Annotated in this window: 28 protein-coding genes and 1 riboswitch; of the genes, 12 read left to right on the forward strand and 16 right to left on the reverse strand. The window is 64.3% G+C overall.

The features are described 5' to 3' along the window. Positions 1 to 4 precede the first annotated feature (4 nt). Positions 5 to 1864 (forward strand): ABC transporter ATP-binding protein, encoded by a 1860-nt coding sequence (locus tag H5V43_RS09300; RefSeq protein WP_025547748.1) that lies wholly within the window; start codon positions 5 to 7, stop codon positions 1862 to 1864. Positions 1865 to 1871: 7 nt separating this feature from the next. Here H5V43_RS09300 and H5V43_RS09305 read toward each other — a convergent pair whose 3' ends face one another. Genes H5V43_RS09305 through H5V43_RS09320 form a run of 4 tightly spaced genes read right to left on the reverse strand, consistent with a single transcriptional unit; the run spans position 1872 to position 4646 of the window. After that, complete coding sequence (locus H5V43_RS09305; RefSeq protein ID WP_025547750.1) at positions 1872 to 2075, reverse strand: hypothetical protein; 204 nt, start codon at positions 2073 to 2075, stop codon at positions 1872 to 1874. Next, positions 2062 to 2871, reverse strand: a complete 810-nt coding sequence (locus H5V43_RS09310) for an SDR family NAD(P)-dependent oxidoreductase (RefSeq protein ID WP_025547752.1) — start codon at positions 2869 to 2871, stop codon at positions 2062 to 2064. The genes H5V43_RS09305 and H5V43_RS09310 overlap by 14 nt, the downstream gene beginning before the upstream one ends. A gap of 12 nt (positions 2872 to 2883) precedes the next feature. Continuing rightward, positions 2884 to 4077 carry a zinc-dependent alcohol dehydrogenase gene (locus H5V43_RS09315; RefSeq protein WP_025547753.1) on the reverse strand — a complete coding sequence of 398 codons (1194 nt, stop codon included), beginning with the start codon at positions 4075 to 4077 and terminating at the stop codon, positions 2884 to 2886. Beyond that, a complete protein-coding gene (locus H5V43_RS09320; protein WP_025547755.1) occupies positions 4077 to 4646 on the reverse strand; it encodes an SRPBCC family protein in 570 nt (189 codons plus the stop codon). The genes H5V43_RS09315 and H5V43_RS09320 overlap by 1 nt, the downstream gene beginning before the upstream one ends. A gap of 178 nt (positions 4647 to 4824) precedes the next feature. Between H5V43_RS09320 and H5V43_RS09325 the strand changes: the two genes are divergently transcribed. The 6 genes from H5V43_RS09325 to H5V43_RS09350 all read left to right on the forward strand — a co-directional run bounded on the left by H5V43_RS09325 (position 4825) and on the right by H5V43_RS09350 (position 10004). Next, positions 4825 to 5373: a hemerythrin domain-containing protein gene (locus tag H5V43_RS09325; RefSeq protein ID WP_025547756.1), complete on the forward strand. Its 549-nt coding sequence runs from the start codon at positions 4825 to 4827 to the stop codon at positions 5371 to 5373. A 28-nt stretch (positions 5374 to 5401) separates the two neighbouring features. Next, complete coding sequence (locus tag H5V43_RS09330; protein ID WP_025547758.1) at positions 5402 to 5662, forward strand: hypothetical protein; 261 nt, start codon at positions 5402 to 5404, stop codon at positions 5660 to 5662. 110 nt (positions 5663 to 5772) lie between these two features. Beyond that, complete coding sequence (locus tag H5V43_RS09335) at positions 5773 to 6285, forward strand: hemerythrin domain-containing protein (protein WP_025547760.1); 513 nt, start codon at positions 5773 to 5775, stop codon at positions 6283 to 6285. A 167-nt stretch (positions 6286 to 6452) separates the two neighbouring features. Further along, complete coding sequence (locus H5V43_RS09340; RefSeq protein ID WP_165363302.1) at positions 6453 to 6617, forward strand: hypothetical protein; 165 nt, start codon at positions 6453 to 6455, stop codon at positions 6615 to 6617. 123 nt (positions 6618 to 6740) lie between these two features. Continuing rightward, a complete protein-coding gene (htpG, locus tag H5V43_RS09345) occupies positions 6741 to 8636 on the forward strand; it encodes a molecular chaperone HtpG (RefSeq protein ID WP_099186024.1) in 1896 nt (631 codons plus the stop codon). A 129-nt stretch (positions 8637 to 8765) separates the two neighbouring features. Continuing rightward, complete coding sequence (locus tag H5V43_RS09350) at positions 8766 to 10004, forward strand: NAD(P)/FAD-dependent oxidoreductase (protein ID WP_025547761.1); 1239 nt, start codon at positions 8766 to 8768, stop codon at positions 10002 to 10004. Positions 10005 to 10019: 15 nt separating this feature from the next. Here the strand turns inward: H5V43_RS09350 and H5V43_RS09355 are convergent, their stop codons facing one another. Then, the gene (locus tag H5V43_RS09355) at positions 10020 to 10523 is read right to left on the reverse strand and encodes a 2'-5' RNA ligase family protein (RefSeq protein WP_025547763.1); all 504 of its coding nucleotides are present in this window, start codon (positions 10521 to 10523) and stop codon (positions 10020 to 10022) included. A 107-nt stretch (positions 10524 to 10630) separates the two neighbouring features. Between H5V43_RS09355 and H5V43_RS09360 the strand changes: the two genes are divergently transcribed. Beyond that, positions 10631 to 11050: a hypothetical protein gene (locus tag H5V43_RS09360; protein WP_025547765.1), complete on the forward strand. Its 420-nt coding sequence runs from the start codon at positions 10631 to 10633 to the stop codon at positions 11048 to 11050. A 297-nt stretch (positions 11051 to 11347) separates the two neighbouring features. Here H5V43_RS09360 and H5V43_RS09365 read toward each other — a convergent pair whose 3' ends face one another. The 3 genes from H5V43_RS09365 to H5V43_RS09375 form a co-directional block, all read right to left on the reverse strand. After that, complete coding sequence (locus tag H5V43_RS09365; RefSeq protein ID WP_025549745.1) at positions 11348 to 12274, reverse strand: homoserine O-succinyltransferase; 927 nt, start codon at positions 12272 to 12274, stop codon at positions 11348 to 11350. 43 nt (positions 12275 to 12317) lie between these two features. Continuing rightward, positions 12318 to 12424: riboswitch (SAM-I-IV-variant riboswitch) on the reverse strand. Between the two features lie 136 nt (positions 12425 to 12560). Further along, positions 12561 to 13529: a diacylglycerol/lipid kinase family protein gene (locus H5V43_RS09370; RefSeq protein ID WP_025549744.1), complete on the reverse strand. Its 969-nt coding sequence runs from the start codon at positions 13527 to 13529 to the stop codon at positions 12561 to 12563. Positions 13530 to 13538: 9 nt separating this feature from the next. Further along, positions 13539 to 14033 (reverse strand): DUF2141 domain-containing protein, encoded by a 495-nt coding sequence (locus tag H5V43_RS09375; protein ID WP_025549743.1) that lies wholly within the window; start codon positions 14031 to 14033, stop codon positions 13539 to 13541. 130 nt (positions 14034 to 14163) lie between these two features. Here H5V43_RS09375 and lptF point away from each other — a divergent pair, with 130 nt between their 5' ends. Both lptF and lptG read left to right on the forward strand, forming a co-directional pair. Further along, positions 14164 to 15384, forward strand: a complete 1221-nt coding sequence (lptF, locus tag H5V43_RS09380) for an LPS export ABC transporter permease LptF (protein ID WP_025549742.1) — start codon at positions 14164 to 14166, stop codon at positions 15382 to 15384. Between the two features lie 3 nt (positions 15385 to 15387). Continuing rightward, a complete protein-coding gene (gene lptG, locus H5V43_RS09385) occupies positions 15388 to 16491 on the forward strand; it encodes an LPS export ABC transporter permease LptG (RefSeq protein WP_025549741.1) in 1104 nt (367 codons plus the stop codon). Between the two features lie 62 nt (positions 16492 to 16553). Here the strand turns inward: lptG and H5V43_RS09390 are convergent, their stop codons facing one another. Next, positions 16554 to 17621 (reverse strand): fatty acid desaturase family protein, encoded by a 1068-nt coding sequence (locus H5V43_RS09390; RefSeq protein ID WP_025549740.1) that lies wholly within the window; start codon positions 17619 to 17621, stop codon positions 16554 to 16556. 153 nt (positions 17622 to 17774) lie between these two features. Here H5V43_RS09390 and H5V43_RS09395 point away from each other — a divergent pair, with 153 nt between their 5' ends. Then, a complete protein-coding gene (locus tag H5V43_RS09395) occupies positions 17775 to 18932 on the forward strand; it encodes a hypothetical protein (RefSeq protein WP_044660032.1) in 1158 nt (385 codons plus the stop codon). Positions 18933 to 19050: 118 nt separating this feature from the next. Here the strand turns inward: H5V43_RS09395 and H5V43_RS09400 are convergent, their stop codons facing one another. Continuing rightward, complete coding sequence (locus H5V43_RS09400; RefSeq protein WP_025549739.1) at positions 19051 to 19953, reverse strand: diacylglycerol/lipid kinase family protein; 903 nt, start codon at positions 19951 to 19953, stop codon at positions 19051 to 19053. A gap of 66 nt (positions 19954 to 20019) precedes the next feature. Here H5V43_RS09400 and H5V43_RS09405 point away from each other — a divergent pair, with 66 nt between their 5' ends. Then, positions 20020 to 20901, forward strand: a complete 882-nt coding sequence (locus tag H5V43_RS09405; RefSeq protein ID WP_025549738.1) for a metallophosphoesterase family protein — start codon at positions 20020 to 20022, stop codon at positions 20899 to 20901. Between the two features lie 90 nt (positions 20902 to 20991). On the opposite strand, the gene H5V43_RS09410 is transcribed toward H5V43_RS09405, so the two are convergent. The 6 genes from H5V43_RS09410 to bcp all read right to left on the reverse strand — a co-directional run bounded on the left by H5V43_RS09410 (position 20992) and on the right by bcp (position 24979). After that, positions 20992 to 21525 carry a DUF2239 family protein gene (locus H5V43_RS09410; RefSeq protein ID WP_099186026.1) on the reverse strand — a complete coding sequence of 178 codons (534 nt, stop codon included), beginning with the start codon at positions 21523 to 21525 and terminating at the stop codon, positions 20992 to 20994. 67 nt (positions 21526 to 21592) lie between these two features. After that, on the reverse strand, positions 21593 to 22366 hold the full coding sequence (xth, locus tag H5V43_RS09415; protein ID WP_025549737.1) for an exodeoxyribonuclease III: 774 nt from the start codon (positions 22364 to 22366) through the stop codon (positions 21593 to 21595). A gap of 109 nt (positions 22367 to 22475) precedes the next feature. Continuing rightward, positions 22476 to 22802 carry an iron-sulfur cluster insertion protein ErpA gene (gene erpA, locus H5V43_RS09420; RefSeq protein WP_025549736.1) on the reverse strand — a complete coding sequence of 109 codons (327 nt, stop codon included), beginning with the start codon at positions 22800 to 22802 and terminating at the stop codon, positions 22476 to 22478. 77 nt (positions 22803 to 22879) lie between these two features. Further along, entirely contained in the window at positions 22880 to 23602 is a 723-nt protein-coding gene (locus H5V43_RS09425) for a peptidoglycan DD-metalloendopeptidase family protein (protein ID WP_025549735.1), read from the reverse strand. 109 nt (positions 23603 to 23711) lie between these two features. Further along, positions 23712 to 24521, reverse strand: coding sequence for a ferritin-like domain-containing protein (locus H5V43_RS09430; RefSeq protein ID WP_048577353.1), 810 nt, complete (start codon positions 24519 to 24521; stop codon positions 23712 to 23714). After that, a complete protein-coding gene (bcp, locus tag H5V43_RS09435; RefSeq protein ID WP_025549734.1) occupies positions 24518 to 24979 on the reverse strand; it encodes a thioredoxin-dependent thiol peroxidase in 462 nt (153 codons plus the stop codon). Before bcp ends, H5V43_RS09430 begins: the two co-directional genes overlap by 4 nt. Between the last annotated feature and the right edge of the window lie 2 nt (positions 24980 to 24981).

Raw genomic sequence — 24981 nt, forward strand, 5'->3', positions numbered from 1 at the left:
ACAGATGAACGCATTCAGAGGCGACAGCGCCCTGTCCGACATCGAGCTGGAGGAGAAATTCTCCCAGCGCAGCCTGAACCAGAGCGTGGTCGAACGGCTGATCCCGCTGCTCGCGCCGATCTGGCGGCCCATCGCGGCTGTCATCGGCATAGAGATGGTGCAGGTGCTGGCGATCTTCGCCCGGCCGCTGCTGATCGGCCTCGTCATCGACCAGGGGCTGCGCCATGCCGAGACCAAGGCCGGAGGCGGCGTCGACGCGCCGCTGATCGCCTGGGCCTGCGCCGGGCTGGCGGCAAGCTGGGCCGTGCGTTTCGCGCTGGGCGGCCTGTCGCAATATTGCGCCGGGATCGCGGCGATCCGCCTGCTCAACGACCTGCGCACCCGCGTCTTCGCCCATGTCCAGACGCTCAGCGTCGGCTATTTCGACCGCACCAAGGCGGGCCGCATCATCGCCCGCGCAGACCGCGACGTCGACACGCTGGAACCGCTGCTGATCCAGGGGCCGCCGGAATTCCTCTCCGCCCTGTTGCGGCTGTGCCTGTCCGGCTTCCTGCTGTGGCTGATCGCGCCGGTGCTGCTCGCGGGGCTGGTGGCGGTGGTGCCTGTCCTGATCGCCGCCACCTTCCTCTTCAAGCGCGTGGCGCAGCGCAGTTGGGCCAAGGTGGCCGAAAACCGCAGCCGCTTCACCGCCCATCTGGTCGAGACCGTGGCTGCCGTCCGTCTGATCAAGCAATCGGGCCGCGAGCAGGAAAATCTGGCTAAATATCAAAGGCTGCTGGAGGACTTCAATTCCTCCCTGATCTACGGCTCCGTCCGCTCGGGATGGTTCGCGCCCTTTACCGGCCTGCTCACCACGGCGGGCCTGGCGCTGACGCTGGTCGTTGGCGGACGCGGCATCGCGCTCGGCACGCTCACACTGGGCGAACTGACGCAAAGCCTGTTCTACGTTTTCCTCTTCCTTGCGCCCCTGCAGGAATTCAGCGACCTTTTCGAACGTTTCGCCAACGGCACCGCCTGCGCCCAGCGCGTCTTCCTGCTGCTCGATACGCAACCCGACATCGTGGACCGGACCGATGCCGCCGTCCTCGACGCGGTGGAGGGCCGGATCGAGTTCCGCAATGTCCGTTTCGGCTATCGCCCCGGCCAGCCCGTCATTCGCGACCTCAGCCTGGATATAGAAGCGGGCGAGCTATTGGCGATCGTCGGTCCGACCGGCCATGGCAAAAGCACGCTGGTCCAGTTACTGACCCGTTTCTACGATGTGGACGAAGGGTCGATCTTCCTGGACGGGCAGGATATTCGCGCCGTTTCCGAACGCAGCCTGCGCCGCCATATCGGCGTCGTGCTTCAGGACAATGTCCTTTTCGGCGGAACGGTGCTAGAAAATCTCCGCCTCGCGAGGCCCGAGGCCAGCGACGAAGAACTGATCGCGGCATCGAAGCGCATAGGCGCGGATGAAGTGCTCGATGCTTTGCCCCACGGCTATGCGACCCATGTCGGTCCGCTCGGCAGCCAGCTCAGTCAGGGACAGCGGCAACTGGTTTGCCTTGTACGCGCCTATCTCGCCGATCCATCAGTGCTGATCCTGGATGAGGCGACCTCCGCCATCGACGTCAGCACCGAAAGGCGCATCCAGCGGGCCTTGCGGGTGCTGTGCGAGGGGCGAACCTCCATCGTCATCGCCCATCGCCTGGAAACCATCCGGTCTGCCCACCGCATCGCCGTCATCGAAAATGGCGGGGTGCGGGAAATCGGATCGCACCGCTCGCTGCTGGAAAGCGGCGGACGTTACGCCGCCATCTATCGGGCGCATGAGGAAACAGCGGTCTTGATGGAGCAGCCAATGGCGGCTGCCCTGCCCTGATGCACGATCAGGGCGTGGAATCGCGCCTGTCCTTTTCCGGATAATCCTCCGGCTTCACCTGCCCGACCACCGGACGATCCTCTACCCGTTCCTGATCCTGCCCACCGGTCGTCCGGGGGTCTTCCTCTTCGCGCCCGGGCAGGGCGTCGCCCAGCGGTCCCTTGGGCGTCCGCGCCTTTTCGGGCGCATGATCGCGGTCATTCCGATCCATCGCTCGCTTCCACTTTTTCGGCAGTGCCGGGTTCGGCCATCTTGCGATGCCGCTCCGCCAGTACGCCCGCCGGCGTGACATGCGCGGCGGCGGCCTGCAGCTTGTTCTTCCAGCCGGATACGATATGCGCCTTCCCGTCGATCAGCGCGTCCCAGCCGTCCCTGGCGACCTTGGCCGGATCGTCCTTCTCGTCCGCGCCGACCTTGGTGTCCAGCATCTCGGCGCGGTCGAAGAACTCGGTCTCCGTCGGGCCGGGCATCAGGTTGGTGATGGTGACGCCATCGGCATCCTTGATCTCGTTCCGGACCGCATCGGCGAAACTGTCGATGAAGGCCTTTGTGCCATTATAGACCGCCTGGAAGGAGCCGGGCATGAAGCCGGCGATCGATCCGGTGACCAGCACCTTGCCCGCATTCCGGGCGACCATCGGCCGCAATATCTGCTGGAGCAGGTAAACGGTGCCCGTGATGTTGGTGTCGATCACCCGGCGCCAGTCGGCCACGTCCTGCTCCAGAAAGGCATGGCCCAAACCCCGCCCCGCATTGGCGCAAAGCAGGTCGACCCGCCGCCCGCCGGTACAGGTGATCAGGCGGTCCACCCCTTCCATGGTGGAAAGGTCGGACTCCACCGCCTGCACATCGACGCCGTGACGCCGAAAGTCGTCCGCCGCCGCATGGATCAGCGGTTCGTCCGCCACCACCAGCAGATCATAGCCGTCCTGCGCGGCGAGATGCGCAAGTTCGAAGCCGATGCCGGTCGACGCACCGGTCACGATCGCGAATTTCTGCGAAGCCATATGCTTCTCCTTTCAGGCGTCCCGGGCGGGCTGCATGCCCGGCTTCAGGACGATCTTGGTCACTTCGTTCTGCCTGTCGTGGAACATGCGATAGCCCTCCGCCGCCTGCTCCAGCGGCAGGCGGTGGCTGATCAGGAAGGTCGTATCGATCTTGTCCTCCATGATCGCGTTCAGCAGGCCGGGCATATAATGCTGCACATGGGTCTGGCCGGTCTTCAGCGTCAGCCCCTTCTCCATGAAGGCGCCCAGCGGGAATTTGTCGACGAAGCCGCCATAGACCGCCGGCATGGAAACCCGCCCGCCCTTGCGGCAGGCGAGGATCGCCTGCCGGATCGAATGGGCGCGGTCGGTTCCCATGAAGGTCGCCACCTTGATCTGGTCCCAGACATTGTCCGCGAAGAAGCCATGCGCCTCCAGCCCGACGGCATCGATGCAGGCGTCGGGGCCGATGCCGCCGGTCATCTCCATCAGCGCTTCATAGGTCTTGCTTTCCTCATAATTGATCGTCTCCGCGCCGAAGCGGCGGGCGAGTTCCAGCCGGTGGGGGAAATGGTCGATGGCGATCACCCGCTCCGCCCCCATGAGGAAGGCGGACTGCACCGCGAACAGGCCGACGGGGCCGCAGCCCCAGACGGCGACGGTGTCACCCGGCTCGATCTGCGCATTTTCGGCGGCCATCCAGCCGGTCGGCAGGATGTCGGACAGGAACAGCACCTTGTCGTCGTCCACCCCATCCGGGACGACGATGGGACCGACATCGGAAAAGGGGACGCGAACATATTCCGCCTGTCCCCCCGCATAGCCGCCCGTCATGTGGCTGTATCCGAACAGGCCCGCCATGGGCTGTCCGTAGATCGCCTGGGCGATGTCCTGATTGTCGGCGGGCAGGCCGTTGTCGCAGGCCGAATATTGATGCTTGCCGCAATGGAAGCAGCTTCCACAGGATATGGTGAAGGGCACGACCACCCGCTGCCCCTTCTTCAGCGTCGAACCCGGCCCTGTCTCCACCACTTCGCCCATGAATTCGTGGCCCAATATGTCCCCCGCCTTCATCGTCGGGATATAGCCGTCATAGAGATGCAGGTCCGATCCGCAGATCGCGGTGGAAGTGATGCGGATGATCGCGTCGCGGGGATTGACGATTTCGGGATCGTCCACGGTTTCGACCCGGACGTCATGCTTGCCATGCCATGTGAGCGCGCGCATCAGGTGCCTTCCTCTTCATATTCACGGCGGTTGCGCGCGCTGGTCGCGATCTCGCCGGTTTCCATCAGTTGCTTGAAGCGCCGCAGGTCGCGGCGCGCCTGGATGGCCGGTTCGCGCTGGAACATCTTGGCGATGGCCTTGCCGATGAAGCCGCCGGGCGGATCATAGAGGATCGTCGCCGTCACCCAGCATCCCCGGCCGCCCGGCGCATCGCGAAAATCCACGCGGCCGCTATTGGGCACGTCCGCGCCCTCCTCGGAAGCCCAGGCGATGGTTTCGCCCGGGCGATCCTCCGTAATGGCGGATACCCATTCGACGGTGCTTCCGGCGGGCGCCTTCACCACCCAGCGGGAACGGCGATCGTCCAGAGGTTCGACAGCGACGACATTTTCCAGAAACAGCGGAAGATTGCCGACGTCGCGCCAGAAGGCATATAGCTCCTCCCGCGGCCGGTCGATCGTCACCGTCTTGCCGATCAGATCGTCGCCCTTCGCTTCCACCAGGCTGTCGGCGGCCTGCGCCGCCGCATCATCCTGTTTCGCTGTGGTAAGCGGTGCGTCATCACTCATGCTGACCCTCCTTGAAAGGTCAGACAGCAACCAGTTCATCCGCTCCGCCGTTCCGCCCGACCCAGCCGAAAAGCGGCAAAACGCCGGTTTGCTAACATGGGTAAGTCCTGCCGCAAGCCGGGGAACAGGGGCTGACGGCCCCTCGTTGTCACGGGCAGGAGACCCGGAGGAGAAGATCATGAAGCAGGCGCATTTCAGAAGCGGCGGGACATTGATCGGGGCCGGCATCGGCGCCAGCCTGGCGCTGCTCGGCATGGTCGGACGAAAGCTGGCGGTTCAGGCTCCGACAGCGCTGGCCGGCGATTGGGACCGGGCGCTGGCGGCGGAACATGCCATGACGCTCGTCCTGTTCGACAAGCTGGGCGAGACACAGCCGGGCGGCAAGCGCAGGATGCTGTTGATGCAGCTCAAGCATGCGCTCGGCAAGCATGCGCTGGAGGAGGAGAACGCCGTCTATCCCGCCATGCGCGCGGCGGGCCTTAAGGAAGAGGCCGACGCGCTGAACGGCGACCATGGCTATGTGAAGCAATATCTCTACGACCTGAGCGATCTGGTACAGGATGATGCGGGGTTCCGGAGCAAGCTGGCGGCGTTCCGCGCCGACATCCAGGACCATATGCGCAAGGAGGAGGATGAGCTTTTCCCCCGGCTGAAACAGGCGCTCGATCCGCAAGCCGTGAGCCGCCTGACCCGGCGGATGAACCAGGAGGGGCTGAAACTGGCCTGAGGAAACTGGCCTGAAAAAGGAGAACATCATGGACGAGCCCCGAAAGACGCGTTCCCTGCCCACCGAACATACGCGCGATCCGAACATCTCTACGGAGAACCAGCCCGAAGGCGCAGCCCGCCGCCCCAGCGACACGTTGGACCGGGAGCCGGATCGCGATCCGCTGAGCGGCGGCGCCATACCATCCAATTACGACCCACGCACCATGACGCGGCGGGGCGAGGAAGAGGACAGCCGAGCCGGGCGGGAGGAAGGCAGCGGATCACCGGCCGGCAGACGTTCCGACTGACCCTTTTCGCGATCCGGACGGGCAGATTCCGCTCTTGCGAACGGTTCGCTTGGAACCGACGCATGACTGGCGACTTCCACCGGAAGCAACGCCCACGGAGGAGGAAGACCATGGCCAATCAGCAGTTCACCGACGCGATCGCCCTTCTGAAAGCCGACCACCGCAAGGTGGAGGATCTGTTCGAGCAGTTCGAAAAGGCCGGATCGCCCGCGCGCAAGAAGACGCTGGCGCGGCAGATCTGCCTGGAACTCAAGATCCACACGCTGATCGAGGAGGAAATCTTCTACCCCGCCTTCCGCGGCAAGATAGAGGACGATACGCTGGACGAGGCCTATGTCGAGCATGACGGAGCCAAGCTGCTCGTCAACGACATAGAGGAAGGCGATCCTTCCGACGATTTTTTCGACGCCAAGGTCAAGGTGCTGTCCGAAGAGATCAAGCACCATGTGCATGAGGAGGAAATGCGTGGCGAGGGCATGTTCGCCCAATGCCGGAAGACCGATGTGGACCTGATCCGGCTTCGCGACGCGATGCTGGCGCGCAAGGAAGAATTGTTGAAGGAGGCGGGGAATGGCGGCCTTCCGCCGGCCAAGCCGCGCGTCATCCAACTCGTGCCGGCCTGACGGCTGCGGACCGCCGGCCGAAGCCTCCCCCCTTCGGCCGGCCTGTTTCCGGCAGCGCCTGTCCACGGTGCATGCCAGCTTCGAAACGCCGATTCCGACTAACCTGAGTGATGGGCGGCCCCGCCCGCTCCAGCTATGATCGCCTGGCAACGACAAGGAGAGAGCCCGTGTCCCGCCATGATGATGCGTCCTATTTCGAAGCCCGGGCCAGGGAAGAAATCCGCAAGGCGAGCGAAGCCAAGCAGCGCGGCGACAAGGGCGTGATGATCGCCGTCCATGCCGAACTGGCCGTGCGGTACCAGGCCAAGGCCCTGCAATTGCAACGCCACTGATCCATTTCCCCGATCCTGCTTTCCCCTCATATAGGGGAAGGCAGGGCGGCAGGCCTTGAAAGCTGTCCCCTGTCCCGCCATCTGGCGGTTCGGATTCCACTGGGGAGAGATTTCGATACTGCCATGACCACCACGACCGGCACCGCACCCGAAACCCGTTCCTTCGAGGCCGACGTCGCCCGCCTGCTGCACATGATGGTGCACTCGGTCTATTCGGACAAGGACGTCTTCCTGCGCGAGTTGATCTCGAACGCGGCCGACGCCTGCGAAAAGCTGCGCTACGAACTGCTGAGCGATCCCGCGCTTGCCGGGGACGACGGCCAGCCGCGCATCACCGTCACGCTCGATCCCGAAGCGCGGCAGCTCATCGTCGAGGATAATGGCATCGGCATGAGCGAGGTGGAGCTGGCCGAAGCGCTCGGCACCATCGCCCGATCCGGCACGCGCGCCTTCATGGAGCGCGTCGCGGCGGTCAGGGAAGGCGCCAAGGAAGGGGAAGGCGCGCAACTGATCGGGCAGTTCGGCGTCGGCTTCTATTCCGCCTTCATGGTCGCGGACAGGGTGGATGTCTTTTCCCGCCGCGCCGGGGCCGATGTCGCCGCGCATTGGGCGTCGGACGGCCTTGGCAGCTACACCATCCAGCTTGTCGACATCGCTGACGCGCCCGCTCGCGGCACCCGCATCGTCCTCCATCTGAAGGAAGACGCCGCCAGCTATACCGAGCCATTCACCACCCAGCGCATCGTCACCGCGCAGTCGGGCCATGTCCCCGTCCCCATCTTCCTCAAGGAAAAGCCGGATGCGGAGGAAAAGCAGATCGCGGACGGCGCGGCGCTCTGGACCCGCCCCAGGTCCGACATCACGGCGGAGGAATATACCGACTTCTACCGCAGCACCGCCGGACAGTTCGATGAGCCCGCGCTGACGCTCCATTATCGCGCGGAGGGGCTGCACGAATATTCGGTTCTCGCCTTTCTCCCCTCCATGCGCCCCTTCGACCTGTTCGATCCGGACCGCGCCGGGCGGATGAAGCTCTATGTCCGCCGGGTCTTCATCACCGACGAGGCGCAGATATTGCCGCGCTACCTGCGCTTCGTGCGCGGGCTGGTCGACAGCAACGACCTGCCGCTCAACGTCTCGCGCGAGATGATCCAGGAAAGCCCGGTCCTCGCCGCGGTCCAGAAGGGCGTCGCGAACCGCATCCTTTCCGAACTGGACAAGCTGGCCCAGAAGGATGGTGAAGCCTATCTCAAATTCTGGGACAATTTCGGCGCGGTGCTGAAGGAAGGGCTGTACGAGGATTTCGCCCGGCAGGAGGCGCTGCTCGGCCTCGCCCGTTTCAAAAGCACGGCGTCGGGGGAAGGCTGGCGCTCGCTCAAGGACTATGTCGAGGCGATCAAGGACAATCAGACCGCGATCTACTATGCCACCGGCGCCGATCTCGACCGGCTCGCCTCCTCTCCCCAGCTCGAAGGCTTCCGCGCCCGCGGGATCGAGGTGCTGCTGCTCACCGACCAGGTCGACAGCTTCTGGGTCACGGCCGGCGTCGATTATCAGGGCAAGCCGTTCAAGTCCGTGACGCAGGGCCTGGCCGACCTCAGCCTGATCCCGCTGGCAGAGGGCGAGACGCCCGCCGCAGAGGCATCGGCGGAGGTGGACGGCTTCATCGCCTATGCCAGGGATGTGCTGGGCGAGGCGGTCTCCGACGTCCGCGCATCGGAACGGCTGACGGAAAGCGCCGTCTGCCTGGTCGCGCCGGACAATGCGATGGACCGCCAGCTTGAAAAGCTGCTGGCGGGGGCCGGACGGATCGACAATGCGGCCAGGCCGGTGCTGGAGATCAATCCCCGCCATGACCTCATCGTCAAACTCGGCACGCTGCCCGACGGCAGCGATCTGCGCGCGGACGCCGCATGGCTGCTGCTTGACGAGGCGCGGATCGCGGATGGCGAATTGCCGGCCGATCCGCGCGCCTTTTCCGCCCGCCTCGCCCGCATGATCGGCGGCGCGATCGAATAGGATGACGGGTGGCCGGGACCGCGCCCGGCCACCCCCATATCGGGGCGGCATCGAACGACAATCCGCTTGCCAGCCCCGCGAAAGCGCGCCAAGCACGCGGCAACAGGAAAATGAGGGGATAGCGCGTCGATGAGCTATTATGACGTTCTGATCGTAGGTGCCGGCCATGCCGGGGCGCAGGCGGGCATTTCGCTGCGCCAGCTCGGCTTCGAAGGGTCCATCGCGATGATAGGCGATGAAAAGGACCCGCCCTATGAGCGTCCGCCCCTCTCCAAGGAATATTTTGCCGGCGACAAGAGCTTCGACCGCATCCTGATCCGCCCGGCCAGCTTCTGGGAAGAACGCAAGATCGACATGCTGCTCGGCCTGCGCGTGAAGGCTGTCGATCCGGCGGGCAAGTTCGTGACGGCGGGCGACCGCGAAATCGGCTATGGCAAGCTGATCTGGTGCACCGGCGGCTCCCCGCGCATGCTGACCTGCAACGGGGCCGACGCGCCCAATGTCCATGCCGTGCGCCGCCGCGACGATGTCGACGCGATGATGGCGAAGCTCGACCGGATCGATCATGTGACCGTGATCGGCGGCGGCTATATCGGGCTGGAAGCGGCGGCCGTGCTCAGCAAGTTCGGCAAGAAGGTGGTGCTGCTCGAAGCACTGGACCGCGTGCTGGCGCGCGTGGCGGGAGAGGAATTGTCGCGCTTCTACGAGGCGGAGCATCGCGCCCATGGCGTCGACCTGCGCACCGGGGCGCGGATGGACTGCATCGAAGTCACCGACGCAGAGGATGGTCCTCGGGCGACCGCCGTGCTGATGGAGGATGGCGAGCGGATCGAAACCGACATGGTGATCGTCGGCATCGGCATCGTCCCCGAAACGGGCCCGCTGATCGCGGCGGGCGCGGTCGGGGGGAATGGCGTGGACGTGGATGAATATTGCCGCACCAGCCTGCCCGACATCTATGCGGTGGGCGATTGCGCCGCCCATGCCAACGGCTTTGCACGCGGCGCGCAAATCCGGCTCGAATCGGTTCAGAACGCCAATGATCAGGCGAAGACGGCGGTCAGCCACATCATGGGCAAGGAAGAACCCTATCACGCCGTGCCTTGGTTCTGGTCGAACCAATATGATCTGAAGCTTCAGACCGTGGGCCTGTCGATCGGGCACGACCAGACGATCCTGCGCGGCGATCCGGCGACCCGCAGCTTCTCCGTCCTGTATCTGAAGGGCGGCAAGCTGATAGCGCTCGACTGCGTCAATGCGGTCAAGGATTATGTGCAGGGCCGCGCCCATGTCATTTCGGGCGCGGTGCTGGACCAGGCGCAGCTTGCCGATGCCAACGTGCCGCTCAAGGAAGTCGGCCTCGCCTGACCGGAAGGATGAAGGTCAGCCCCGAAAGCTGGCCTTCATCGCCAATTCCCAGGGTCCGCCGCGATAATGCCAGGCAGCAAGGCCGACGATGGCAAGCGGCCTTGGGTGGAAGCCCCGCCGCAATTCGGTGGCCAGCGCCTTTGCCTCAGCCGGTTCGGCCTTGTTCTGCACGGTGACGTGAAAGCGCGGCCGCCCCCGATCCTGCGACGACAACAATCCTGCGAAGGCTTCCGCTAGTTCCTCCCGCATCGCCATCAGCTCCGGACTTTCCACCCTATAGGCGACCCCCCGCCCCAGCAGCATCACCTCCGCCAGCCTCGCGCCCGGCGGCGGACCCGCGCAGAGCCGCTTCAGCCGCAGCGCCACTTCCGCCAGGGCGGAGAGCGGCAGATGATGGAACAGCGTGATATGCGCCGGCACCAGATTGCGCTCCGCCGGAAAATGCGCGCGGCGCAAACCGTCCGCCCAAGCGAAATCCGCCGCGCCCATCAAAGCCGTCACGACGATCGGCGCCGCCAAGGACTCACCCGCCAAAATCCGGCATCTCCTTTCGCAAAATCCCGTCAGCCGCTATGATCCATCCCGGCGGTCCCGACAGGGAGACCGCCGATATAGGGGGAACCGCCATGACAGCGCCACGATCCTTTCGAGCCATCGGAATCCTGTTGCTGCTCTGGAACCTGACGGGGGTAGCCGCCTTCATCATGCAATATGGCGCGGACCTCGGGCAACTGGCGAAGACCGATCCCTATAGCGCCAGGATCTTCGCCTCCATGCCCGGCTGGGCCTGGACCGCTTATGCAGTTGCGGTCGGCGCGGGCACGCTGGGCGCGCTCCTGCTGCTGCTCCGCAAAGCCGCCGCCGCGCCCTTGTTCCTGCTCTCGATCCTCGCCGTGGTCGTGCAGTTCGGCTACAGCTTCATCCACACCGACCTGCTGGCGGTGAAGGGCCCCACGGCCGCGATCTTTCCGGCCATAATCCTGATCATCGCCCTCTTCCAATGGCGCTATGCCCGCAACCTGATTGCAAAGGCCGTTCTCCGCTAGGGTGTGTGGGGATTCAGCCCATGGCGGGCTGCAAATGGCGGCTTTCTGCGCTTCCGGTGCTCACCTACTTTGAGTAGGCTCCGCGCCGGTTCTCGAAATCCACCATTTTCGCTCCACCCTGAACTGAATCCCCACACACCCCAGAGTAGCGTGCAGAAAAGCCTGTCCTGAGCCTACGGAAACTTGGAGAGCGGGGCCCGCGCCCGATGTAACGCAGCGCGCTCTCGCATGTGGAGCGTTCAGCCTGCTCGCGGTATCGGTCCGCCCTCTCCGGGCTCCATTCGCGCGAAGAGCGCCTTAAGCCGCCGACAACACCGGCGCCTGCCCGACAGCATTCAGATCGAAGGGCACGGTCTGGTACATTTCGTCGATCCAGTTGCCGAACAGCAGATGCGCGTGGCTGCGCCAGTGATTTTGCGGCGCCTGCGCAGGATCGTCGTCAGGGAAATAATGGGCGGGCAACTGCCTTGCCCCATCGCGCGCATATTCCTCCGCCAGCGTCATCGTGTCATATTCGAGATGGTTGAACATGTGCAGGAAGCCGCGCCCCGGATCGCCGATCAAGCAAAGCCCCGATTCGTCGCTCTCCGCCAATATCTGCAATCCCCGCCCTTCCGGAATATCCTCCCGCCGCACCTCCGACCAGCGCGACACGGGAACGCGGAAATCGTCCGAAAAACCCCGCATCCAGGGCGATGACGGCACATGAACATGATGGCGGAACACACCGAACGCCTTCCGCTCCAGCCCATGTTTCTCCACGCCATGGAAGTGATGCAGCGCCGCCTGCGCCGCCCAGCAGATGCTGAGCGAGCGATGCACATGGGTCTGCGTCCAGTCGAATATGGCGCGCAATTCGTCCCAATAGCTCACCGCTTCGAAAGGGAGCTGCTCCACAGGCGCTCCGGTGATGATGAAGCCGTCGAACCGCTCGTCCCGGACGTCGCTCCATGGGCGGTAGAAGGATGCCATATGGTCGGCGGAGGTGTTGCGCGACACATGGTCGCTGATCCGCACCAGCGTCAGTTCGACCTGCAACGGCGTCGCGCCGAGCAGCCGGGCAAGCTGCGTCTCCGTGCTGATCTTGTCGGGCATGAGGTTGAGCAGCGCGATGCGAAGCGGGCGAATGTCCTGCCGGACGGCATCGGCTTCACGCATGACGACCACGCCCTCGGCCTCCAATGTGCGGCGGGCGGGCAGGTCGTCGGCTATCTTGATCGGCACTTCACGTCATTCCTTGTTCCGGAGCGACGCTTCACGATGTGGCTTGGGTCCGCTTGGTTGCCGGATCGGCCACATCCTCCTTCACGGAGTGCCACCTTGCCCGGATCGGCAGGTTGGCGTTGGGCGTCGTCCCAACTCTTGATGCTGTGCGCTCAATAGGCGGACGACAGGCGTTTGGCAATCGCTGCTTTCGGGAAGAAAAGGAAAACTTTGAGGCGTGCCCTTCAATTTCGGCGTGAAATCCTTCCCAACGCGCCATGACGGCCAACCAGCCTTCACGCCGCTTCTAGGCCGCCAACCTCAAGAAAGGCACCGGCTCTGTCGAGCGCAGGACGATGGGCTTGCCTTCCGACGCCTCGAACAGTTCGCCGTCCAGAATGACGCTGCTATGGTCGCCCTCGATGCGGATGACATCGCCCTGTTCCAGATGGATGCCCTGCATCTGCGATTTGCCGACCCGTCTGGTGATGCTCGCCCAGAACAGGCGCAGCAGGGCGGACAGGCTCTGGTCCACCGCCATCAGCTTCATATTGCCGCGCCGGCTGTCCCCCGGCTGCACGCCAAGCAGCAATCGTTCCAATGTCGTCACGATCAGCACGGCGAAACGCCCCGCCAATTGCCCGTCGCGGATCAGGGAAATCCGCACCGGGCGGCTGGATTGCGGCAGGAATCGGGCGCGGATGCCGAAGATCAGCGACACCAGCACCGCGATCACGGTCAGGAAATGGCTGAGGCCGTTGGACAGGCCCAGCGGATAGATCTGGTTGCGGCAATAGAGCATGTAGTCGGCCAGCCCCGCTCCGCCCAGGAACATGCCCAGCACCGGCCGGCTTTCCGCCTGCCCGTCCGACAGGGCGATCAGCTCGCGCGCCACGACATGGTCGTCGACGCCCGCCTTGGCGATCTGGACGATCCGTTCCAGCGCCTTGATCGGATCGCCATGGATGCCGAGGTCCAGCGCGATCAGATTGGTCTTGCCGTTGGGCAGCACCGCGATGGGCGGCACGCGGCCCTTGAAATGCTCGCCCTGATACAGTTCCGTCAACGCCGCCTGCACCGTGCCGTCCCCGCCGTTGATGACGATGACGACGGGATCGACGCGGGCGATGGTCTGGAGCGCCCGGCCGATCTGGTCGACATGCTCCACCTCATAATGGAAGATGTCTGGATTGCTGGCGCAATAGCTGCGCACGCGCGGAAGCGTCTGCCGGTTGCCCGTGGATTTGGGGTTGGACAAAAGGGCGACGCGGACCATGGTCGGGGATCACATATATTTGAGGTTGATGGTGATCTTCGTCACGCCCGGCCCTGCATAGAAGGCGGCCTTTTCGACCCCCGGCTTGCCCAGGTTGAAGATGCTGATCGACGGATTGTTCGAAAATCCGCCGCCGTCGCGCGAAATGTCCGTCTTGCCGTTGCCGTCGCGGTCGTGGCGCACGGCGATGCCATATTTGCCGGGTTGCGGCACAGGCATGCAGAAACGCATTGCGCCGTTGCTGGCCTTCACCGGAACGTCGATACGGCCCAGCCATTCGCCCTTGGCGAGCCAGGCCGCCTTCGTCGCGGGATAGGATTGCACGCGCACCTTGCCGGTCGAGGCAGCGAAGCCGCGCACGTCGACCAGAACCGCCGGGCCCTTGGCGTCCGTGGAGCAGCGTTCCAGGTCGTTGCCGATCTCCATACCATGGGCGATAGCCGGGGCGGCGGCGAACAATGCCCCTACCGACATCAGACCCACTGCAACTTTGAACATGACCATCCAACTCCGTGAAGCTATAGCCGCCCAGTGACACCGGACGGCGAGCCCCTGTTCGCCCCGCAACTTACCTGACTCGCATATGGGGGGGGTTTGCGGCCAAATCATGGTGATGGGACGACCACATAGAGAAATGCTGACCGCCACCGACAGATACCTCGCCCGCCTGATCGCCCTGCCCATGCTGGGGACGCTGGTGATCTCGGCCATGCTGCTGGTGCTCGACAAGATGCTGAGCCTGTTCGACTTCGTCGCGGCGGAGGGCGGGCCGGTCAGCGTCGTGTGGCGGATGCTGGCGAACATGATGCCCGAATATCTGTCGCTGGGCATTCCCATCGGCCTGATGCTGGGCATCCTGCTCGCCTTCCGGAAGCTGGCCCTGTCGTCGGAACTGGACGTGATGCGGGCCGTCGGCCTGTCCTACGGCCGGCTGCTGCGCGTGCCCTATATGTTTGCGATCGCACTGGCGCTGCTGAATTTCGGCATTGTCGGCTTCGTCCAGCCGCTGTCCCGCCATGCCTATGAGGCGCTGCGCTTCGAATTGCGGTCGGGCGCGCTGGGGGCGTCGATCAAGGTGGGCGAATTCACCAATCTGGGCAAGCGCATGACCCTGCGGATCGAACGCAGCTTGGACGAGGGCCGCAATCTGCAAGGGATTTTCGTGCGCGCCGTCGGCAAGGACGGCCAGACCGTGGCGGTGACGGCGGCGCAGGGCAGTTTCCTCGCCACCGACGATCCCGACACCATCATCTTCCGCCTGCGCGATGGCGTGCTGGTGAACGACGCGCCCAAATACAAGTCGCCGCGAATCCTGTCCTTCTCCAGCCACGACCTGCCCATCGACCTGCCGCAGATCGAGAAGTTCCGCGGCCGCGACGTCGACCGGGAAAAGACCATCCCCGAACTGGTGGTGATCGGCCATGATCCGGGGACGCCCGACAAGCTGCGCAACGAGATCCGCGCCAATTTCCATTTCCGCATGGTGGAGGTGGCGATGATGCTGCTGTTGCCGCTGGCCGCGCTCGCCTTCGCGATTCCGCCGAAACGGTCCACATCGGCGCTCGGCGTGTTCCTCTCCATCGTGTTCATCGTGACCTATCACAAGGTCAACGAATATGGGCAGGGCGTGGGATCGCTGGGCAGGATCGATCCGATCATCGCGCTATGGGGGCCGTTCCTGCTGTTCGCGGGGCTGATCCTGTGGATGTACCATGTGATCGCGCATCGGCCCGGCGGCCAGCCGATCGCCGCGCTGGAATATGCCTTCGCCAAGATCGCCAAGCAGTTCCTGCGGCTGATCGGCCTCGTCCGGCGGCGGCCAAGGGCGGAAACCCCGGCGGAAGGAGCCGCCTGACCCATGCATCAGCTCAACTTCTTTCCGTCGCGCCAGCTTAGCTGGTACATGGCGCGGCTGTTCCTGACCCGGACCTTCGCGGTGCTGGCGATGTTGGTCGCGGTGCTCCAGACGCTCGACCTGCTGGGCGAATCGGGCGACATCCTTGCCTATGCCGGCAATGGCGATGCGCAATTATGGCATTATGTGGCGCTGCGGGCGCCGCAGATCGTCGCCCGCTTCCTGCCCTTTTCGGTGCTGCTCGGCACGCTGATCATGCTCGCCAGCCTCAACCAGAACAGCGAGATCATCTCGATGAAGGCGGCGGGGCTGTCTGCGCACCAGATATTGGCGCCGCTGCTGGCCGCGGCGCTGGGCGTGGCGCTCATCAGCTATGCCTTCAACGAACGGATCGTGGCGCGGTCCACCGCCCGCCTTTCCGCTTGGCAGGCCGTCGACTACGGCCCCCTGCCCCCCGACAGCGGGGTCAAGACCAGCCCATGGGTGCGCGACGGCAATAATCTGGTCACGGCCGCCATCGTCGCCGGACGGGGCACGGCGGTCCAGCTCCGCAAGGTGGAGATATTCAACCGGATCAACAACACGCTGACCACCATCGTCCAGGCGCCCAGGGGCCATTATGACGCTTCGGCCAGAAGCTGGGTGCTGGAGGACGCGCGGCAGTTCGACGTCGCGCGTGGGACGGAGCGGCAGATCGGCACGGTGCGCTTTGGCCACGACATACGGCCCGATCAGTTCACCTTGGCGAAGGTCGACCCGGATGCGCTGACCTTCGGCCAGTTGCAGGCGGCGATCAGCGACCTGCATGATGCGGGGCGGCCGACGGCGGAGCTGGAGGGCAGCCTCTGGCACAAGCTGTCGGGACCTTTGTCGGCGCTGCTGATGCCGATTCTGGGTTCGGTGGCCGCTTTCGGGCTGGCTCGATCGGGACAGTTGTTCGTGCGCGCGGTGATGGGGATGGCGCTCGGCTTCGCCTATTTCGTGGCGGACAATTTCTCGCTCGCCATGGGGAACCTCGGGGCCTATCCGCCCTTTCTGGCGGCCTGGGCGCCGTTTCTGCTGTTCCTGCTGGTGGGCGAGACGGTGCTGTTCCGGACGGAGGAATAATCCTCCCCCTCCCGGGATGACATGCTCCTGCCCTCTCGGGAGCACCAGCGGGGGCGGTGGAGTTAACGCTTCGCCATCGTCGAGCGCGCGATCTTCCCCACCAGCGGCCACATGCCGGGATAGTTGCCCTTGTGATAGGGCGACTCGCTCGCCAGCGTCGCCACCAACCGCTTATGGGCCTCCCCCAGCGCGTGATAGGGCACGCTCGGCAGCAGATGATGCAGCGCATGGTAGCGCAGCCCCACCGGCGCCCAGATCGCGGCGAAGGGCGACGGCGGCGGCACATTCACCGAGTCCAGATATTGCGCGGTGACGGTCATCGCCTCGCCCTCATTTTCCCACAGATGCGCGACCAGCGTGCGGAGCTGGTTGATGACGGTCATGCCGGAATGCACCGCCATATAGGTGAGCAGCGGCTTCCATCCGAAGGCGAAGACGCTGCCGACCAGCGCCAGCGCGAAGAGGCACGCGCCCGCCTCCTGCCACGTCCACTGGCGGGCAAAGTCTCCCTCCGGCGCGCGGCGGCGATAGGCGGGGTTGATCGAGAGCGCGGAAAATTCCGCCACCACCTTTCGCCGCAGCGGCGGAACCATCAGGCTGAGCGGCGTCAGCACGGCGAAACGCAGGATGAGGCCCAACGGCGCCAGCGCCGCCACCAGGATGAACAGCGGCAGCGACCAGGGCTTCATCAGCGCGAGCGGCAGATATTCCGGATCATTCGCCGTGCCGTAGCGGGTGCGGGCATGATGCTGCGTATGCACCTCTTCATACATGAATGACGGGATCATCAGGGGGATGCCGACGATCAGGTTCCAGCCAAGGCGGAAACCCGGCAACGCGCCCTTGCGGATGTGGGTCAGCTCATGGATGAAACTGGCCGCGCGATAAAGCGCCAGCATCGCCGCCAGGCCGAACGCCAGCATGAGAGCGGCATCGCCGGTCAGGATCGCCCCGGCCAGCGCGGCATAGCCGACAAAAGCCGATGCCAGCATGTCGGGCCAATAGATGGCGGGCCGGGCCGTCGACAGTTCGCGGGTCAGGTCGGCCGCCGCGCGCAGCATCGCCGCATCGTCGGGGATCGCGCTTTTCGTCCGCGACGCGGCTGCAATAAGGGGATCGTGCACAGTCATGCCGTGGTTCCTAAAGGGTAAATGCGCTGCAATTGGGGCAGCAACATGACGATTTGGTCATGATGATCCCATCCGCTCATGTCCCGATTGACATTCCCGGAACAAGCGCCGAACTGCTCTGCCCAAACCTCTCCAGCGAAAGCGTCCTGCGCCGTGGCCAATCAAGAACTGGTGATTACCCCCGTAACTTCCAAGGCCGACCGCAAGGCTTTCGTCGATCTGCCCTGGCGGCTCTATGCCGGCGATCCCAACTGGGTGCCGCCGCTGAAGGATGAGGTCTACAGCCTGATCACGCCGGGCAAGAACCCCTTTTTCGGCCATGCCGAGGCGCAATATTTCCTGGCCCGCCGCGGCGACAGGGTCGTCGGACGGGTGTCGGCGCATCTCGATCATCTGGCGCTGGCCCAGCCCGCCGAGCAGGGCATGGGGCCGGGCACCGGCAATTTCGGTCTGTTCGAGGCGGAGGATGCCGAAACCGGCGCAGCCCTGATCGCGACGGCGGAGGGGTGGCTGCGGGCCAAGGGCATGACCCGCGTGCTGGGGCCGATCTCACTGTCGATCTGGGAGGAGCCGGGGCTGCTGATCGAAGGCTTCGACCACAGGCCGACGGTGATGATGGGCCATGCGAAGCCGGAATATCGCGCCATGGTGGAGGACGCGGGCTATCGGCCGGTCAAGCAGCTCAAAACTTATGAACTGGACATCACCCGGCCATTCCCGCCGCTGATCCAGCGCATCGTCCAGTCGGGCGAGAAGAACGAACGCATCCGCATCCGCAAGGTCGACAAGTCGAAATTCGACAGCGAAGCGGCGATCATCCTCAGCATCCTGAACGACGCCTGGGGCAATAATTGGGGCTTTGTGCCGATCACCGACGAGGAGGTCGCCCATTTCGGCAAGCAGTTGAAGCCCATTGTGTTCAACGACCTCATCATGATCGCGGAGCTGGAGGGTGAGCCTGTCGCCTTCATGATGACGCTGCCCGATCTCAACGAAGCGATAGCGCCGCTCAACGGCTCGCTCTTTCCTTTCGGCTGGGCGAAACTGCTCTGGTGGCTGAGGAAGCCGAAGGTGCGGACCATGCGCGTGCCGCTGATGGGCGTGGTGCAGCGGTTGCAATCTTCCCGCATGGCGAGCCAGCTGGCCTTCATGATGATCGAATATATCCGCCGCAGCGCGACCGCGCATTATGGCGCGACGCGCGGCGAGATCGGCTGGGTGCTGGACGACAATCAGGGCATGAACGCCATTGCCGACGCCATTGAGAGCAAGGTGAACAAGGTCTATCAGGTATATGAAAAGCCCCTTTAGGCGCTGTCTGCATCCCATAGGCTTCCCGTTGGAGGGGATGAAGGGACGCGAGCAGAAGCACGCTTCTGCTTTGGCGCCCATGCTGAATTCAGCCTGAAAGCCCGCCCAAGGAGAATGGTTAAGGCACCGCCACATCCACCGCGCCGGCCGCGATCTTCACCATGGCCGGCGTCTTCGCCAGCACTTCGCCGTCGATGGAAATGCTCTGCGGCGGCGCCGTTTCGATCCGGAACGCCTTGCCGCGAAACTCCTCCGTCTGCGCGTCCCGGTCGCGCAGCTTGAAGAATTTGGCGTACCAGTCCCAGGCCAGCCGGGCGTGGCTGCGCCCCACCACCGCCTGGATCACGATCTCCCCGGTGTCCACATCGGCCTGATCGGACAGTTCCACCCCGCCATGATAGGGGCCGTTGAGGATGCGTACTTCCGTCGCCCACATGCTACGCTGCCTGATCCCATCGTCCAGCATCAACCGGAAGGCGCGAAAGCCTATGGAGCATTTGACCGCCCAGAGCAGATAGCCGATCCGTCCCAGATAACGCTTCAACTTGTGCGGCACCGTCTCCCCGATCCGGGGGGACAATCCCAGCGAGGCCGCATTCACGAAATAGTCCCGGTCGATCATGCCCAGGTCGATTCGCCGCCGCCGGCCGCCGGATATGACCGCCACCGCCCCTTCCAGATCCAGCGGAATGCCCAGCGTCCGCGCAAAACTGTTCGCGGTGCCCAGCGGCAGCACGCCGAAGACGCAGTCCTTGCCCACCAGCTCATCCACAGTGCCGGACAGCGATCCATCGCCGCCGCCGACGATCACCATCGGCGCGCCGTCCGCGATGGCCCTGCGCACCGTTTCCTGCAATCGCTCCGGCTCCTTCACCGCATGGGCTGCGATCAGGCGCAGGCCCGCTTCCTCCAGCCTGGCCTTGGCATCCTTGAACAGGGCTTCTCCCCGGCGGGAATGCACATTGACGATCAGCGCCGCCTCATGCGGCAGGTTTCTGACGGGCGGGGATGTCGTTTCCATGCCTCGACAACACGCAACTGCGCTCCAAGGTCCGAAACCATAAAAGGCCTTGCCCGTTCATGGTTCATGGCCCGCATCGCTCATCTGTCGGATATTCATTTCGGCGCCCATGATCCCCGCATCGTCACCGCCACAGAGGCCTGGCTGCAACAGCATCAGCCGGACCTGGTGGTCATCAGCGGCGATTTCACCCAGCGCGCGAGGCGCGAACAGTTCCGGCAGGCCTCCGCCTGGCTCAACCGGCTGAGATCGGCGGGCATGAAGCTGCTGGTGGTTCCAGGCAATCATGACATTCCGCTCTACGATCTGGCGCGCCGCTTCGGGGCGCCGCTGCACCGCTACAAACATTATATCAGCAATGATCTGTGCCCTTTTTACGAGGATGATGCGGTCGCGATACTGGGGCTCAACACCGCGCGATCGCTGACGATCAAGGATGGGCGGATCAACCATGACCAGATGGACATGCTTCGCGAAAGATTCGCGCGGGTCGCGCCGGAGAAGACGCGCATCCTCGTCACCCATCACCCGCTCTTCGCCATGCCGATCGGCAAGGGCGGCGAGTTGAGCGAAGCTGTCGGAAGGCATGAGGATGCCGTACGCGCGGCGGCGGAAGCAGGCATCCATATCGCGCTGGCCGGCCATTTCCATCGCACCTATGCGGAGGCGGCGGAGAAGATGGTGGCGCATTCGGGCGGCGCGCTGGTGATCCAGGCGGGAACGGCGACCTCCACCCGCCTGCGCAATGCCGAGCCGCAAAGCTTCAACTGGCTGCACGTTCACCGCCATGACGAGATAGAAGTGCAGGTGGTGGTATGGGACGGCGCCAGTTTCCAGCGGGGCCACCATATCAGCTATTTCAAACAGGGCGGCGCGTGGATCGGGCAGGACATGGCCGATCCGGCGGCCCTGCCGGGAATTCAGGTAGCGGAAAAGGCGAGAAGCTGAAGCTGGCAGGCTGTGTGGGGATGTGGGGAACCGATGTCTGTTGAAAAGGATGCGACAACGCAAAGTTAGAACCCACGCCCAGCGTCCGATTTAACGCGGCGCGCTCTGGTCGAATGCTCCCTGGGCAAGGGCCGCGCCATGATCCCGGATGGCGCGGGGCCAGTCGGCAGCAGCAAGGTCGAACCCCGCCTTGTCCCTTGCATAAAGCGCGCGGATGGCGTCCTCATAGCCGGGCCGGTCGCCCGCCATCACCGTCAGGAAATGATAAGCCGCGTCCATCGCCGCGCGAGGCGATGGCTTTGTGTCCGCGTCCTTGCGCGCCGCATCGACCAAGCGCCGCAGCGTCACGGACGCGCCGCCGGGCTGCGCCGCCAGCCAGTCCCAATGCCGGGGGAGCAGAGTCACTTCACGCGCCTGAACGCCCAGCCGGGGCCGCCCCCGGCCGCGGGAAATCTCCTGCACTGGACCGCGCAGATCGATATCCACCTGCCGCCCGGTGCTGTCGTCGAACAGCAGCAGAGACTGCGCCTCCGTCCCCATGGCATGAAGCGTTGCGCGCAGCTCTTCCTCATCACCCGTCGCAATCCAGAGGTCGCCCGCAAAGGCGGTCAAAGTGCGCGTCATGCCGAAATCTCCTTCGGCACAACATTTATTATCCGGGTAAAATAGAGTCAATAACGTCCGGGTAAAATTATTCGGTCAGTTCCGCCCAGACAGGGGCATGATCGCTGGCCTTTTCCCGCCCACGAAAATCCCTGTCGACCTGCGCGTCGATCAGGCGGTCGGCGGCGGCGGGACTGAGCAGCAGATGATCGATCCGGAACCCCGCGTCGCGTGGCCAAGCGTTCATCTGATAATCCCAATAGGTCCATATCCCGCCCGCCGGGTGCCGGGAAGCGATGGCATCCGTCCAGCCGTCGCCCAGCAGGCGACGATAGGCGGCGCGGCTTTCCGGCTGCATCAGCGCGTCGTCGGCCATCGACTTGACCGAATAGACGTCCCTGTCACGCGGAATGACATTATAATCGCCCGCCAGGATCGCCGGCACTTCCTCCGCCCAGATTTCCGCAGCGCGAAGGCGCAGACGCTTCATCCAGCGCAGCTTGTAATCGAATTTCGGTCCCGGCTGCGGATTACCGTTGGGCAGGTAGATGCTGGCGACGCGCAGCCCCTTTACATCGGCTTCCAGATAGCGGCTATGCTCGTCCTCCGGCTCCCCTTCCAGGCCGCGGCGAATCTCCACCGGTGTCTCGCCGCGCGCAAGGATGGCGACCCCGTTGAACCCCTTCTGCCCGTGCCATATCGCGCCATAGCCGACATCTTCGATGTCCTTGACCGGGAAAGTGTCGTCGGAGGTCTTGATTTCCTGAAGGCAGGCGATGTCGGGGCGGGTCTCGTCCAGCCACTCCAGCAAGCGCGGCAGGCGCGCCTTGATTCCGTTGATGTTGAAGGTGGCGATGCGCATAAGGGCCTGTCTTTCTTTCGGTCGGCCTGAATCGCATCAAACCGGCGCGTGCCCTTTTAAGGAAATGAAGGGCTTCGACAAGCTCAGCCCGAACGGGGAGAGAGCGCTATCAGACCGAGAAGCTGGTGCCGCAACCGCAGCCGGCGGTGGCGTTGGGGTTCGTCACCTTGAAGGCCTTGCCCCCCAGATCGGACACGAAATCGACCGCCGAACCGCGCACCAGATCGATGCTGACGTCATCCACCACCAGCGTCACGCCGTCGCGCTCGACCATGATGTCGTCGGGCTCCACCGCCTCGGCCAGACCGAAGCGATATTGGAAGCCGGAACAGCCCCCGCCCTCCACTGCCAGACGCAAAATGGCGGGCTTGCCCTGCTTGGCGGCAATGGCGGCCACGCGGGCAGCGGCAGAGGGCGTAAGATCGATGTCGGTCATGACGTTTAAATAGGATCAAGCAAAAGGCCCGACAAGCTTTCGCGTGCCGGGCCTTGGGAAAGAGAAAAAAGTTCGGCTCAGTCCGCCGCCTTTTCCTGGGCCTTGGTCGGGCCGCCCATGGCGATCGGCGGCTTGGTGTTCATCGCCACCAGATAATCGGGTCCGGCCACGAAGGGGATCGGGTTGATCGCCTGGCCGTCGACGCGCACCTCATAATGCAGATGGCTGCCGGTGGAACGGCCGGTCGAACCCATCAGGCCGATCAACTGGCCGCGATGGACATAGCTGTTGGCGGCGACCAGCAGCTTCGACATGTGGCCGTAGCGCGTTTCCATGCCGCCGCCGTGAGAAATCTGGACCAGATTGCCGTAACCGCTGGCCCAGCCGGCGCGGCTGACGATGCCGTCGGCGGTCGCGTAGATCTTGGTGCCGGTCGGGCCGGGGATGTCGATGCCCTTGTGCATGCGGGCGCCGCCATTGAACGGGTCGGAGCGGACACCGAAATTGGAGGTCAGGGAGAGTTTCTCGACCGGACGCCCGGAGGGGATGTAGTTGCTCGACTTGGCCTGCCCGTCGAGCCGCTGAAGGCTGGAGAAGAGATTGGAGAAGCCGACATCGGCTGGGCCGAGCGTGCTGGTGTTGATTTCCGACGCATCGCCATAGGGATCGTCTTCATCTGCCTTGGCCTGAGCCGGGACTGCGGCGCAGAGCGCTCCCGCCATACCCATCGCTCCAGCGATTTTAAGTGCAGAACGGAACCATCGCGCAGCGCGCGCATTATCAGAATGAAGAACCAACATGCCGACCCCGACTCTCGACCGGAGGCTTTGCGCCTCTCGGCCTAATCCCCACGTTTCCAAAATGCGGCTGATGCCGCCACCCGCTGGAACAAAGAGGACATGTCCCGCCTTATTGTGCAAGCGGCGTGTAAAATTCCCGCGTTAAACCGGCTTGTCGGCGCGCCGAGTCGTTGAACGGAGGTTTCAACGCACCCCGAAAGTGGCGTTTCACAAGGATTTGGTAATGTTTTGCGGGGTTCACGCCCAGTCGTTTCGTCGCATGGCCGAACCATGTCGTCCCAGCGGAGACGTGGCGAATCTCATCTGTCATGATCCTCTGCAACATGCGCGCCGACATTTCATCGCCCGCTCCCCGGAAGCGGACGATGGTGGCCGGGGTGATGTCCAGCGCGCGCGCTTCCAGCACCATCGGCACGATGGCAAGGCGGGCGAGCGCATCATGCGCCGTCTCGCTCGCGGCCTGCCATAGCCCGTCATGCGCCGGCAAAGCGCCGTAAAAGCTGCCGAACTGCCGCAGACGCCGGTCGAGCAGCGCGAAATGCATGGCTTCGTCGGCGCCCACCCGCATCCATTCACCGGTGAATTCCGGCGGGAATTCCGCCCCGAACCGCCCGATCAGGTCGAAGGCGAGATCGATGGCCACGAATTCGATATGGGCAAGCGCATGGAGCATCGCGATCCGCGCCCGTTCCGAACCGATCCTGCCGCGCTTGGGCATCTGGTTGGGCGGCAAAAGTTCGGGCTTGTCCGGGCGCGCCGGGCGATCCGGCATGGCGGCGTCGAAGCGATGCGCCAGCCGCCCAAGCCGCCAGTTCCTTGCGACCGCCCGGGCCGCCATCAGCTTGGCCAACGGATCGGGGGTCAGCAGCACATGGGCGCAAGCCGCGCCGACGCTGTCGATGGAAACAGGAAGCGTCAAAGGCCTTGTCCGGCCTCCAGCACCTCGGCGGCATGGCCCTTGACCTTCACCTTGGGCCAGACGCGAAGGATTCTCCCGTCAGCCCCCACCAAAAAGGTCGCCCGCTCGATCCCCATATATTTGCGGCCGTAAAGCGACTTCTCGACCCAGGTGCCGAAAGCCTCGCACATCTCGCCCGGCTCGTCGGAGGCGAGCGTGACGGTCAGCCCGTATTTTTCGGCGAATTTCTTGAGCTTGGCGGGCTTGTCCTTGGATATGCCGACCACCGGCACGCCCAATGCCGCGAAATCGGCAGCAAGCGCGGTGAAATCCTTGGCTTCGCTGGTGCAGCCGGGCGTGTCCGCCTTGGGATAGAAATAGACGACCAGGGGCTTGCCCCTGTAGCGCGCCAGGGTGAAATCCACCCCATCCGCATCCTTCAGCGTCACTTCAGGCACGGCGTCGCCCACATCCAGCATCG

It is taken from the genome of Sphingobium fuliginis, assembly GCF_015074805.1.
GTDB classification, from domain to species: Bacteria; Pseudomonadota; Alphaproteobacteria; order Sphingomonadales; family Sphingomonadaceae; genus Sphingobium; species Sphingobium fuliginis.